13 protein-coding genes and 1 other annotated feature are annotated in these 13,115 nt (G+C 44.7%); all 13 genes read right to left on the reverse strand.

Annotated features, from left to right (window positions below):
• The coding region (locus tag Q0G26_RS08090; protein WP_293829753.1) for a valine--tRNA ligase at positions 1 to 2,648 on the reverse strand (2,648 nt) is incomplete at its 3' end.
• Between the two features lie 41 nt (positions 2,649 to 2,689).
• Positions 2,690 to 2,903: a binding site (T-box leader), on the reverse strand.
• Between the two features lie 72 nt (positions 2,904 to 2,975).
• On the reverse strand, positions 2,976 to 4,295 hold the full coding sequence (locus tag Q0G26_RS08095) for a hypothetical protein (RefSeq protein ID WP_293829755.1): 1,320 nt from the start codon (positions 4,293 to 4,295) through the stop codon (positions 2,976 to 2,978).
• Positions 4,296 to 4,323: 28 nt separating this feature from the next.
• The gene (locus tag Q0G26_RS08100) at positions 4,324 to 4,818 is read right to left on the reverse strand and encodes a hypothetical protein (RefSeq protein WP_293829757.1); all 495 of its coding nucleotides are present in this window, start codon (positions 4,816 to 4,818) and stop codon (positions 4,324 to 4,326) included.
• A gap of 130 nt (positions 4,819 to 4,948) precedes the next feature.
• On the reverse strand, positions 4,949 to 5,230 hold the full coding sequence (locus Q0G26_RS08105; protein WP_210683840.1) for a DUF4160 domain-containing protein: 282 nt from the start codon (positions 5,228 to 5,230) through the stop codon (positions 4,949 to 4,951).
• Positions 5,214 to 5,450: a hypothetical protein gene (locus tag Q0G26_RS08110; protein ID WP_210683839.1), complete on the reverse strand. Its 237-nt coding sequence runs from the start codon at positions 5,448 to 5,450 to the stop codon at positions 5,214 to 5,216. Before Q0G26_RS08110 ends, Q0G26_RS08105 begins: the two co-directional genes overlap by 17 nt.
• A complete protein-coding gene (locus Q0G26_RS08115; protein WP_293823864.1) occupies positions 5,443 to 5,724 on the reverse strand; it encodes a hypothetical protein in 282 nt (93 codons plus the stop codon). Before Q0G26_RS08115 ends, Q0G26_RS08110 begins: the two co-directional genes overlap by 8 nt.
• Before the next feature lie 222 nt (positions 5,725 to 5,946).
• Positions 5,947 to 6,486 (reverse strand): hypothetical protein, encoded by a 540-nt coding sequence (locus tag Q0G26_RS08120; RefSeq protein ID WP_293829759.1) that lies wholly within the window; start codon positions 6,484 to 6,486, stop codon positions 5,947 to 5,949.
• A gap of 146 nt (positions 6,487 to 6,632) precedes the next feature.
• On the reverse strand, positions 6,633 to 7,172 hold the full coding sequence (locus Q0G26_RS08125) for a hypothetical protein (protein WP_293829761.1): 540 nt from the start codon (positions 7,170 to 7,172) through the stop codon (positions 6,633 to 6,635).
• A 145-nt stretch (positions 7,173 to 7,317) separates the two neighbouring features.
• Positions 7,318 to 7,881 (reverse strand): hypothetical protein, encoded by a 564-nt coding sequence (locus Q0G26_RS08130; protein ID WP_293829763.1) that lies wholly within the window; start codon positions 7,879 to 7,881, stop codon positions 7,318 to 7,320.
• A gap of 182 nt (positions 7,882 to 8,063) precedes the next feature.
• Entirely contained in the window at positions 8,064 to 9,275 is a 1,212-nt protein-coding gene (locus tag Q0G26_RS08135; protein ID WP_293829765.1) for an OFA family MFS transporter, read from the reverse strand.
• Positions 9,276 to 10,544: 1,269 nt separating this feature from the next.
• Positions 10,545 to 10,715 carry a hypothetical protein gene (locus Q0G26_RS08140; protein ID WP_009144802.1) on the reverse strand — a complete coding sequence of 57 codons (171 nt, stop codon included), beginning with the start codon at positions 10,713 to 10,715 and terminating at the stop codon, positions 10,545 to 10,547.
• Between the two features lie 14 nt (positions 10,716 to 10,729).
• Positions 10,730 to 12,877 (reverse strand): ferrous iron transport protein B, encoded by a 2,148-nt coding sequence (feoB, locus tag Q0G26_RS08145; protein WP_293829766.1) that lies wholly within the window; start codon positions 12,875 to 12,877, stop codon positions 10,730 to 10,732.
• Between the two features lie 13 nt (positions 12,878 to 12,890).
• Entirely contained in the window at positions 12,891 to 13,112 is a 222-nt protein-coding gene (locus tag Q0G26_RS08150; RefSeq protein ID WP_021720435.1) for a FeoA family protein, read from the reverse strand.
• Positions 13,113 to 13,115: the final 3 nt, after the last annotated feature.

Below are 13,115 nucleotides of genomic sequence, written 5' to 3' on the forward strand. Positions count from 1 at the left end.
GTCTTCAGGTATTCCAGGCGCTCGTTAATCGCAGCCTTTTTGCCGTTCAGCTCTTCAGCCTTAGCCTTCTCTTTTTCGATAACAGCCTCAGGTGCTTTAGCCAGGAAGCCGGCGTTGCCCAGCTTGCCTTCTACGCGGCTCAGCTCCTTGTCGATAGCAGCCAGCTCTTTGTTCAGGCGGGCATTTTCCTTCTCGACATCAATCAGGCCTGCCAGCGGCAGATAAACCTCAATGCCTGCTACAACTGCAGCCATAGCATTTTCCGGTTTAGCAGCATTGTCAGCCAGCACGGTCAGCTCGCTGATAGCGCCCATCAGGTGAATGTAGTCAGCGTTAGCCTCAATGCCATCCTTCAGGTCAGCAGCAGCCAGCATGGTTGCCGGAACCTTCTTTCCGGGCGGTACGTTAACTTCTGCACGCATGTTACGGATAGCCTTGATGCTTTCCATAATTGCGCCCATCAGACGTTCAGCCTCGTCGTCCATCAGAGCTTCATCAGCCTCAGGCCACTTGGAAATCATAATGCTTTCTGCTTCATGCGGCAGGCATTGGTAAATTTCCTCGGTGATGAACGGCATGTACGGATGCAGCAGCTGCATAGCGCTGGTCAGTACGGTTGCCAGAACATGCTGTGCGGTTGCACGCTCTTCGGCGTTTTCTTTATTATACAGACGCGGTTTTGCAAGCTCGATATACCAGTCGCAAACCTCGCCCCAGATGAAGTCGTAAATCATACGGCCAGCTTCGCCCAGCTCGAACTTCTCCAGCATTTCGGTAACGCTCTTGGCGGTATGCTGCAGGCGGGACAGAATCCATTTATCTGCCAGAGTGTACGGAGCCAGCTTAGCGTTGGCATCGTAGCCTTCCATGTTCATCAGAGCGAAACGGGAAGCATTCCAGATCTTGTTGGCAAAGTTACGGGTTGCCTCAACACGCTCCCAGTAGAAACGCATATCGTTGCCCGGGGTGTTGCCGGTAATCAGCATGAAGCGCAGGGTATCAGCGCCGTATTGGTCAATAACCTCCAGCGGGTCAATGCCATTGCCCAGGGATTTGGACATCTTGCGGCCCTGGCTATCGCGTACCAGACCATGGATGAATACCTTGTCGAACGGAATCTCATGCATAAATTCCATACCCATAATCAGCATACGGGCAACCCAGAAGAAGATGATATCGTAACCGGTTACAAGTACGCTTGTCGGATAGAATTGCTTCAGCAGCGGAGTTTTATCAGGCCAGCCCATGGTAGAGAACGGCCACAGAGCGGAGCTGAACCAGGTATCCAGTGCATCCTCATCCTGATGGATATGTGCGCTGCCGCATTTCGGGCAAACAGTCAAATCGGTACGGCTGGCGCTCATTTCGCCGCAGTCATCGCAGTACCATACAGGAATGCGGTGGCCCCACCAGATCTGACGGGAGATACACCAGTCACGGATGTTATCCATCCAGCCGGTATAAGTTTTGGTGAAGCGTTCCGGTACGAATTGGGTACGACCGTCTTCAACGCAATCAACAGCAGCCTTAACCAAAGGCTCCATCTTAACGAACCATTGAGTGGAAACCTGGGATTCAACAGCATGACCGCAGCGTTGGCAGTGACCAACAGCATGGGAATGCTCTTCAACCTTAACCAGATAGCCATCAGCCTTCAGGTCAGCAACGATAGCCTTACGGCATTCCTCACGAGTCATGCCTTCGTACTTGCCAGCTTCCTTAGTCATAATGCCATCCATGCCGATAACAACGATGCTAGGCAGGTTGTGGCGGATACCCATCTCATAGTCGTTAGGATCATGGGACGGAGTAATTTTTACAGCGCCGGTACCAAATTTGGTATCAACATAGCTATCAGCGATGATAGGAATAACTCTGTCGGTAGTCGGCAGACGCAGAGTTTTGCCAACTAAATCGCCATAACGCGGGTCCTCCGGGTTAACTGCTACTGCAGTATCGCCGGGCAGAGTTTCCGGACGGGTGGTAGCAATCATCAGGCTGCGGCCCTCTTCTTCAACTACCGGGTAGTTGATGTACCAAAGATGGCCCGGATCGTCCTTATGCTCAACCTCGATATCGCTCAGTGCAGTGTTGCAGTTTACGCACCAGTTGGTGATACGGGTGCCTTTATAAATCAGGCCCTTTTCAAACAGAGTGCAGAAAACCTCACGAACAGCCTTGGAGCAGCCCTCGTCCATGGTGAAGCGCTTACGCTCCCAGTCGCAGGAAACGCCCAAATGCTTCAGCTGGTTGATAATGCGGTCGCCGTATTGCTCCTTCCATTCCCAAACGCGTTTTAGGAACTCTTCGCGGCCCAGGTCGTAACGGGTCTTGCCTTCCTCTTTTTTGATAACCTCTTCAACCTTAATTTGGGTTGCCAGACCTGCATGGTCATAGCCGGGCATCCACAGGGTGTTGTGGCCCATCATGCGGTGCCAGCGGATCAGGATATCCTGCAGGGTGTTATCCAGCGCATGGCCCATATGCAGCTGGCCGGTGATGTTCGGTGGGGGGATAACAATACTGAAAGCGTCCTTGCCTTCTTCTACTTCGGCATGAAAATAACGATGCTCTTCCCAGAATTTATACCATTTCTTCTCTACGGAAGCAGGATCATAAACCTTAGGGATATTATGCTCTTCACACATAAAAAAATTCCTCCTTAAAATAAACAAGCCCTGTCCTTTACGGACAGGGCGAATAATCGTGGTACCACCTATCTTCCTTATGCTCTGTGGCACAAGGCACTCAATGCACGTAACGTGTGCGCACGTTTTTGCCTACTGCAATGTTCAGCAAAACAGCTCCCGAGCTACACTCACCTCACCGCCACACAGCTTGCACCAACCGCTGCTTCTCTTTAGTTGCTTTACGGAGATAAGCCTCTCGTTCCTTGCCTGTAAATATTTTGCTATACTCTATATCTTAGCAAGGAACAGGTGGGATTGTCAAGAGGAGAAATAAAGCAATTATTCTCACTCCCATGTTTTTTCAGCAAGTATATTGGCTATTTCTTCTGTTGAAGGCAATTCATCAATTCCCAGCAATTTGTTTAAATCAAACACTTTAACAAATCGTGCTCCACCATACGAAGTCTTTTTATATTCCGTCTGGAAAAATTGCTCAACAAAAAAATATTTATGCGGACATCTAAGCAAATTGTAACCATACTTTTTACCATCCTCTATAGCTTCAAGTATCGTCTGCTTACGTTCATCTGTTATTTCACCCTGTTCAGCACGATACAGTAATACATTATCTGCAAATTCAGTTACAATAATAGCATTCACCTTACCTATAGCTCTTACTGCCTTATCCGTATATAAACCTATATATGGATAGTTTTGCGGACTGCGTGCTAACGTATCATAATAAACATTTGCTTTTTTGTTAAATTGGAATGTAGTCCCAGCACCATACATCTTCATATAAGTACTTCTAGCCGAATCTTCTTTTTCAATTACATTTTTCGTAGCAGGAAGTTCTATATTTTCGCTTTCAATTATATCTTTATCAACAGAAAGGTTTTTATTTTCACTTTCAATTGCATTTTCTATAACGGAAAGAGTTTCACTACCACTTACCACATTACCTGCAAGAGCTTTTTGCAGCATCTGAAGATATTTTTCATCGCTAATACTCCAACAGCTAGGGTGATACAATGAAATAACCTTGATTTGCTTATCTAATCGAATATAATTTTCTAACAGCCAGCGTACTCCATCTCCACAACACACTATTAATTCAGGAGAAATTAATTCTATCTCTTGGCTGATAAATTCAGCATACCGTTTTACATATTCCTCTAAAGTTTTCCATACGCAACCAACAAACCCTCCACGCTTATTCAAATTTATAACTGCGACAGAACGCAAAGCGGTATGGTCTTTATTTATCGTCTTAAAATCATCATTAAAAATAGCATTAGCCAGCATAGAAAGACGCTTAGAGAATATCGTTTCCGGCACTTCACCATAAGCTACCCTGCGATGCCAAAACATAACAGTTTCAGCATTTTTAGCAGCTGCCTTATCATCATCATGTTCACCATACCAATAAGCCTCTTTAGCAATAAACAAAACTCTTGGCGAACTTTTAGCAAAACTTTCTTCGTTAATTATCCCATCAGGCAAAAAAGCATAAGCAGGTACATTACCAGCAATATAATCAGTATTAACTTCACACTTATGTGCTAATTTCCACAGAGGCAATAATTCTCCAACACTAGAGCAAGCATTAATATGCTTCTTTTGAAATGGAAATTCAAAATTATTAGTGTTACTTGTGTCAGACATACACTTAACCTCCAAAACTTATATTATGTCAATAATTCTCATTATTGCTGTCAGTGTCCTGTTTAAAATCTTCAGCATAATTATCAAAATGATAGCCATCTTCAAAAGTAGCTAAATCCGCACGATTATTAGTAATTTCTTTAGCTGCATTATAATCTGTCATCATTGATTCCACTTCGTTATAAGCTTTATAATACGCATCATTAACTAAGCTATAATCTTTTTGTTTTTTAGCTACACGCTTACTCTCATTATTATTTTCACTTAATATTCTATTAAATTCTAAAGTACGAGTTTCTTTATTATTAGGATTATAGCGATCTTTCTTCAAAGCAGACACAGCATAAGCATCTGTTTTGGCAATAGGACTAGAGCTAGGAAGCTCAGTTGCTCTAGTATTATCACAAATAGAAGAATTGTCTTGCTCAGGCTTCCTTTTCTTAGCGGAATCGAATGCAATCAACGCAACGAATATAATTGGCGCTAAAAAAAGAAAAATTAAACATGGACCTATTCCTGACATGAGCTACACCTCCAACAAGAATATTTTTAATTCATCTTAATTTGCATTATACTACACACGTTATGGCAAAAACGGCACAGCTACCACAAGCTCTTTCTCCCTAGCCATCTCCCAAATCAAAGGCATATTATTACTTTCCCCTATAATATCCATTATCACTCCATGCTGACCACAAGTCATACATTTCTACATAATGTTCTTTGATAAATCCTTGTATTTTACGTACATCCAAATCATTTAACGTACCTTGCTTCATCAGTTCTGTATCGCCGTTACCCTTTACAAAAAACTTTGCGGAACCCGCTTCTGAAAGTCTTTTATCACTAGCATGTACATGCATACATTCAATAATGCACTTACTTGTAAAATAAAGATAATATCCGCAAACTTTAAAATCAAAGTACTTTGGCATAATCCTTCTCCATATACTTCACATTAGCCTGATAAAGCTTGTTGACCTTATACGCTTCGATATCATCCATATTAGTTTCTACAAGCTCATTATTATAGAAATAAGCAGCATGATCAGGCTTATGCAAATTTATAACAGTTACACCCTCGCCCCTATCAATAAACGCATATCCTTGAACGATAACCTCAGCAGCATCTGCTAATTTTTGAACATCAGCCATAACGCACCTCCACTTTTTTTATCGGCGCTAAAAATTTCTTAGCATTAAAATATAAGTTATCCAGCATGGGAAGCAAATCAATATAGTCTTCAACCACACCTAACTTTTCGTGCAAACAATCAACAACAATGTATCCATATGGAGCATCCCATTCTTTAACTTTTAAATACTTCACTAACCTATCTGATGTTTTAAAACGAAAATCATAACCACCATAAGAAAAAATCGTAAATCCACCCTTATTACTCAAATAAGCTGTATCTTTGTTCTCCATATTTTCACCACCTCATAAATTGCTGATCATCCCTACTCAAATTATATCACACGAATAGACTTTTGATAACTATTTATCACTTCAAAAAGCCGCCACGCTCACGCGCAGCGGCTCGCAGCAGTTCACTTACAACACTGCCAGATATACTGCTTTCCATCGGCAGCTTGTGAAGATAAGCATTTCTTTCTTAGCAAAGACCATAACACCATTTCAAAGTGCAACTTAATTAAAGGATTTTCTCACAACATATGTAGTTTTGCCATCAGGAATATCCGGATTCTGCTCGAAAATAGAGCATAGTACAGATGTTAATTTATTGGTAGCAGCCTCTATCTGCATATTGATGGTGTAAACCTGATGCTGATAAACTTCCTTACCTTTGGAATTTTTAAACTTTATCTTCTTGTTATGCTTGGGTCCAAGGGCATACAGATAAACAGCATGATATTTTTCATTAGGATTCTTTATCTTGGAATCATTGACGAATTTACCATTGTAAGACGGGTGGAATTCAAGCGTCGAGGCAAAATCATCAATGTACTTAACTATTTCAGGTGTCATCTTCGGTGTTTCCGTCACATCCTTAATGTAACTGGGATATCTGTAATATTTTCCGTCCTGAGGTTTTACTACAACATTCTCCACCTTCTTATCGGGCTCAGGCGCAGGCTTTTTGTCCTTGGCATCATCGCCGCAGCCTGCCGCCAAAAGCAGCGCTACCAGCAGACCTGCTGTAGTCAGATATTTCAATTGCTTTTTCATAAACTTCGCCTCCTTTTTTTACATCTGCTTAAGCTTTTTGCTTTTCTCTACGCTTATTATATGCCAGGGAGCGAAAAAGCGCCCCACCCCAAAAGCCGTTTTAGGGTAGGACGCTTAAAATTTTTATCGATTTATGCTAAAGCAGGTCAATCAAATCTTTTTTTCACCACATATGTAGTTTTGCCGTCAGGAATATCCGGATTCTGTTCGAAAATAGAGCATCTTACAGACTTTAATTTATCGGTAGCGGCATCTATCGTCATATTGATGCTGTAAACCTCCTGCTGATAAACTTCCTTACCTTTGGAATTTTTAAACTTTATCTTATTGTTATGATTTGGACCAAGAGCAGACATATTGATATAGTGAATTTTTTCTTCCGGATTCTTTATCAGGGAGTTATTGGTGAATTTTCCCTTGGAATCCGGGTGAAATTTAAGCGTCGAAGCAAAATCATCAATGTACTTAACTATTTCCGGTGTCATCTTCGGTGTTTTTGTCACATCCTTAATGTAATCAGGATATCTGTAATATTTTCCGTCCTGAGGTTTCACTACAACATTCTCCACCTTCTTATCGGGCTCAGGCGCAGGCTTCTTGTCCTTGGCATCATCTCCGCAGCCCGCCGACAAAACCAGCGCAGCAATCAAACCTGCCGCAGCCAAATACTTAAAATGCTTTTTCATAATGTACGCCCCCTTTTTACATCTGCTTAAGCTTTTTGCTTTTCTCTACGCTTATTATATGCCCGATGGCGAAAAAGCGCCCCACCCCAAATGCTATTTTAGGGTAGGACGCTTAAAAATTTTTATCGATTTATGCTAAAGCAACTTATTTAAAAACCTTCTTCATGATTGTTCTGCTCTTGCCATCCGGAATGGCCTCATTCTGCTCATAAACAGAATACTCAACATACATAACTTTATTGGTATCTGCCTTTACAGACATACGGATGTGATAAACCTCCTGCTGATAAACTTCCTTCCCCTTAGAATTTTTAAATTTGTTATTGCGATTATGATTGCTGCCATTGGCATGCAGCCAGATACGATGGTATTCTTCATTAGGTCTATTAATGCGTGAATCATTAAGGAATTTACCTTTTTCAGACGGCGCCAATTTTACGGTCGAAGCAAAATCATCTACATATTTAATCATCTCAGGTGTCATTTCCGGCGTTTTGGTTACATCATCAAGATAGGAAGGATATCTGTAATATTTTCCCTCTGGCGGTTTAACCACCGGTGCTTGGGCTTTTTTATCTACCTTCTGCTCTGTCTTAGTGTCCGGCTTATCAACTTTCTTCTTGTCCTTGGCATCATCGCCGCAGCCTGCCGCCAAAAGCAACGCTGCAATCAAGCCTGCCGTTGCCAAATACTTAAAATGCTTTTTCATAATCTACTCCCCCTTTTTTACATCTGCTTAAGCTTTTTGCTTTTCTCTACGTTTATTATATGCCAGGGAGCGAAAAAGCGCCCCACCCCAAAAGCAGTTTTAGGGTAGGACGCTTAAAAATTTTTCGTTTTTTTAGCTAAAAAAGCGATTTTGTAATGGAATTTGCTTCTTCAAGCAACAGCTCAGGCAGTTTTGCCCTTCAGCTTGAGCACTGCTGCCAGCAGCAGGCTTACTACAAAGCAGGCGCTGAAGAAGTACAGGGTAAAGCTGTAGCTGTGTGTGCGCTCGTAAATTACGGATAAAAGCAGCGGTCCCGCAATACCTGCCAGGCCCCACGCTGTTAAAATACGTCCGTGGATTGCGCTCAGCTGCTTCGTGCCGAACAAATCACTAAGGTACGCCGGCATGCAGGAAAAGCCACCGCCGTAGCAGGTGATGATAATGAATACCAAAAGTTGGAACATAAAGCTTTCATTTACGCCACCCAAAAGGTAGAAGGCCACAATCTCAATCACGAAAAATGCCAGATAGGTATTTGCGCGACCAATATAGTCAGAAATAGTGGACCACACAATACGACCGCCACCGTTCAGCAGACCGATGATACCAACCATAGACGCCGCTGCAATCGGAGACATACCGATAACCTCCTGTGCCATAGGCGATGCTACAGCCAAAAGGCCGATACCGCAGGTGATATTCGTAAAGAAAATCCACCATAAAGCATAAAACTGCCAGGTGTGCATAGCCTCCTTCACAGTGTACTGCACATGCTCAGGCATCTGCGCTTTAAACTGTCCCTTGCCTGCTACAGTTTCCTGCTTCGGCGGCTCCAGATAAAGCGCGGAAGCAGTCATAACTACTGCATAAATGCAGGCCAAAATCACAAAGTTTTCTACCAGGCCGTATTTAGCAATCAAAATCTGCATCAACGGACCTGCAACGAGGCTGGCAAAGCCGAAGCCCATAATCGCCAGGCCAGTTGCGAGACCACGATTATTTGGGAACCACTTCACCAGTGTAGACACCGGCGTAATATAGCCTGTTCCCAGACCAATACCGCCGATAACGCCGTAAAAAAGATATAACAGCAGCAGGCTGTGCTGTGTCAGTGCATAGGCTGTACCCAGCAAACCGCTTATGAAAAAGCACATGGATATCAAACCGCTGCGGCGAGGACCGTATTTTTCAACATACGTTCCCAAAAAGCCTGCGGAAGTACCCAGGAACAAAATCGCCAGCGAAAAGGTCCAGGTAACCTCCTTCAGCGAAAAACCCATAGCCTGCATAATAGGCTTCGTCAGTACACTCCATGCGTATACGCTGCCAATGCTGATGTGAATGCCGATGGCTGCCAGCACGATCAGCCATCTGTTTTTTGTCTGTTGCATCATGAATACCTCTCTTTATAAGTATTACCTAGTCACCCGGGCTTTCTCTTTTGCTCCTTATAAAGAAAAAACGTCTGGGCGATTTTGCCCAGACGGTCGGCGCATACATTCATCTGCCTCCACGTGGTCAATTCCACTTATCCGTCAGAAAGCAGACTGCATTAGGTTATGACTCTATTATACATGATTTTTGCCAGATGTCAACATATAGTATCTGGTTAATATTTTGATACTATATAGTGTAGGAAAAAAGCCCCCTTCCCCTATGGGGCACAACCCTCAGTCATCGCCTACGGCGATGCCAGCTCCCTTGCAGGGAGCATATATAAAGTTAGAGTTTCAATATATCATTATATCTTCCCTGAAAGGGAAAGTGGCTGCGAGCTTTGCGAGCAGACGGAAGGGTTGCGATATATCAATTGCGATGCTTTTGCTTCCCCCTTCCGCCTCACTTCGTTCGGCACCTTCCCCAAGGGGCAGGCAAGACTAATAGCTTTTTCGTTAAACTTCATTAGCACATTCTTGGTTCCCCCTTGGGGGAACTGTCGCGCTAGCGACTAAAGGGGGCACATGTCATAATACACAACTTGCTAAGCGATTCGCGGGAAAATTTTTCGTTGCAACGCGATATATCAATTGCGACGCACACAACCCCTCTCCGTCATCGCTTCGCGATGCCACCTCTCCCCTAGGAGAGGCTAGAAGGCTAGCAGAAAGCCATGACGAGCAATTAATATATCGTGTAAGGAATAGCAATTTTAGCAAATGAGTGCTTGGAAGCACAGGAACAAGGGGACGTAACTTACTGTTACCATCTGACAAATTTTACCGAAGTTCCGTCTTGCTTCCGCACGAAATTTGCGTTATGCCCTAAGGCATAGGAAAATTGCTACTGACTGGAGCGATATTTAATTGCGATGCTTTTGCTTCCCCCTTCCGCCTCACTTCGTTCGGCACCTTCCCCAAGGGGCAGGCAAGACTAATAGCTTTTTCGTTAAACTTCATTAGCACATTCTTGGTTCCCCCTCGGGGGAACTGTCGCGCTAGCGACTAAAGGGGGCACATGTCATAATACATAATTCGCCAAGCGATTCGCGGGAAAATTTTTCGTTGCAACGCGATATATCAATTGCGATGCACACAACCCCTCTCCGTCATCGCTTCGCGATGCCACCTTTCCCCTAGGAGAGGCAAGAAGGACAGCAGAACGCTCTAACAAACACAAAAAGAGCCGCGCGAACGCGCGGCCCTTCAATACTCATCATACTAAAATTATTTCTTACGAAGATTTACAGTTGTCGTATGCTTGCAATGCGGGCAGCAAGCCTTACCGCCGCCGGCATCACAGCCAATGCAGCCACCAGTTTTATGTGCCTTGATGACCTGCTTGGATGCCAAATACACACAACCAACAATAATCAGACCAATAATCCAGGTTGCCATACGAAACACCTCTTTTATTTTGCATCAATACTCATAACAGTCTCTTTGTTATATTTCTTAGCAGGACGGAAGAGCAGATACAGGAACGCAATCAGGAAAACAACAGCTACACCAGTACCGAAGCTGAACGCTTCACCACCGACAAACACTCTGCCGAACTGGTAAACCATCAGGCAGATGCTGTAAGCATACAGGTTTTGGAAGAGGATAGTTGCCCAAGTCCACTTCTTGCTGTTCATCTCCTGGCTCATAGTGGAAATCGCTGCCAGGCAGGGAGAATCCAGCAGGTTGAACACCAGGAAGGAGAACGCTGCAACCGCACTCGGGAAGAACGCCATAACAGCAGTCCACAAATCAGGCTCATCCTCAGCTGCATCAGCCAGACCGGAAAGAATAGCCATCGTGCTGACAATAGACTCCTTAGCCACAAAGCCGGAGAAGGCAGCAGCCACAGCCTGCCAGCTGTCAAAGCCCAGAGGAGCAAAGATAGGAGCAAGACCGTTACCGATGTAGGCAACAAAGCTCTTTTCGGTATCAACCATAGCAACAGAGCCTTCGTCAACACCAAAGCTTGCCAGGAACCACATAACAACGCAGCACAGGAAGATAATAGTACCGGCTTTTTTCAGGAAGCCCGCAACACGCTCCCAGGTATGCAGCAGCACGTTCTTGGCAGCAGGCAGATGATACGGCGGCAGCTCCATAACGAACGGAGCAGGATCACCGGCAAACAGCTCAGTCTTTTTCAGAATGATGCAAGCAGTAATTACAGCGAAGAAGCCGACAAAGTACATAATCGGAGCCATGTACCAGTCACCGCCCATAATAGCGCCGGAAAGCAAAGCAATAACAGGCAGCTTAGCGCCACAGGGGATAAAGGTTGTAGTCATGATAGTCAGACGACGGTCGGTTTCGTTTTCAATAGTACGAGAAGCCATGATACCCGGTACGCCGCAGCCTGCAGAAATCAGCAGAGGAATGAAGCTCTTGCCGCTCATGCCAAACTGACGGAAGAAACGGTCCATAATAAAGGCAACACGCGCCATATAACCGCAGTCCTCCAAGAAGCTCAACAGCAGGAAGACAATTGCCATCTGCGGAGCAAAGCCAATCGGTGCGCCAATGCCGCCGATGATACCGTCAACAACAAGAGATACCAGCCAATCCTCACATTCGGCAGCCTCCATGTGCTCCTGCACCCAAGGCTGAATCCATTCGCCGAACAGTGTATCATTAGTGAAGTCGGTTACAACAGTACCTACAGTTTCTACAGCAATGTAGTAAACCAGGAACATAATAATCGCAAAAATCGGCAGTGCCAGGAAACGGTTGGTTACAATGCTGTCGATTTTATCAGAAATCGTCAGACCGGTCTGACCTTTGACAACAGCCTTGCCCATCAGCTCGCCAATGTAGTTATAACGCTCATTGGTAATAATGCTTTCGGAATCATCATCCATTGCTTCCTCGCAGGCTGCAATGATTTCCTCAATCTTAGCTTGTTCACCCTCACTCAGGCCCAAAGCAGCAGCAATTTTCTTATCGCGCTCAAACAGCTTTACCAGCAGCCAGCGTTCGCTAATACCGTGAACCTTGTTGCCTGCTTCGCGGGCAATAGCTGTCAATGCATTCTCAACCTCGCTGCTGAAGCGCATATACTTCGGTGCAGCACTGCCGACAGCCTTAATAGCCTTTTCAGCAGCCTCACCGGTGCCTTCACCCTGCAGTGCGGAGGTTTCCACAATCTCGCAGCCAAGCTCGGCAGCCAGCTTAGCGGTATCAATTTTATCGCCGTTCTTGCGCACGATATCAATCATGTTCAACGCAATAGTTACGGGATAACCCATCTCCATAACCTGAGTAGTCAGATACAGGTTACGTTCGATGTTAGAGCCGTCAACCAGATTCAGTACACCGTCAACATCGTTTTGCAGCAGATAGTTACGGGAAACAACCTCCTCCAGAGTATACGGAGACAGGGAGTAAATACCGGGCAAGTCGGTAATAATTACATCATCATGACCTTTGAGGCCGCCTTCTTTTTTCTCTACAGTTACGCCAGGCCAGTTACCAACATATTGGTTGGAACCGGTCAAATCATTAAACATTGTTGTTTTGCCGCAGTTAGGGTTACCAATCAGGGCAATCTTGATCTGTTTCATCTTTCCCCTCCAATTATTCTACAACGATATGCTCGGCCTCACCGTTACGCAGTGTCAGCTCATAACCACGCACGGTTACCTCCACCGGATCGCCCAACGGTGCAACCTTGCGTACGAATACGCTCACACCCTTAGTCACGCCCATATCCATAATACGTCTTTTTACCGCACCCTCGCCAACAAGCTTGGCAACGGTAACTGTTTCACCAACAGGAACTTCTTTTAATGTTTTCATAGC

It is taken from the genome of uncultured Phascolarctobacterium sp., from assembly GCF_934190775.1.
GTDB lineage: Bacteria > Bacillota > Negativicutes > Acidaminococcales > Acidaminococcaceae > Phascolarctobacterium_A.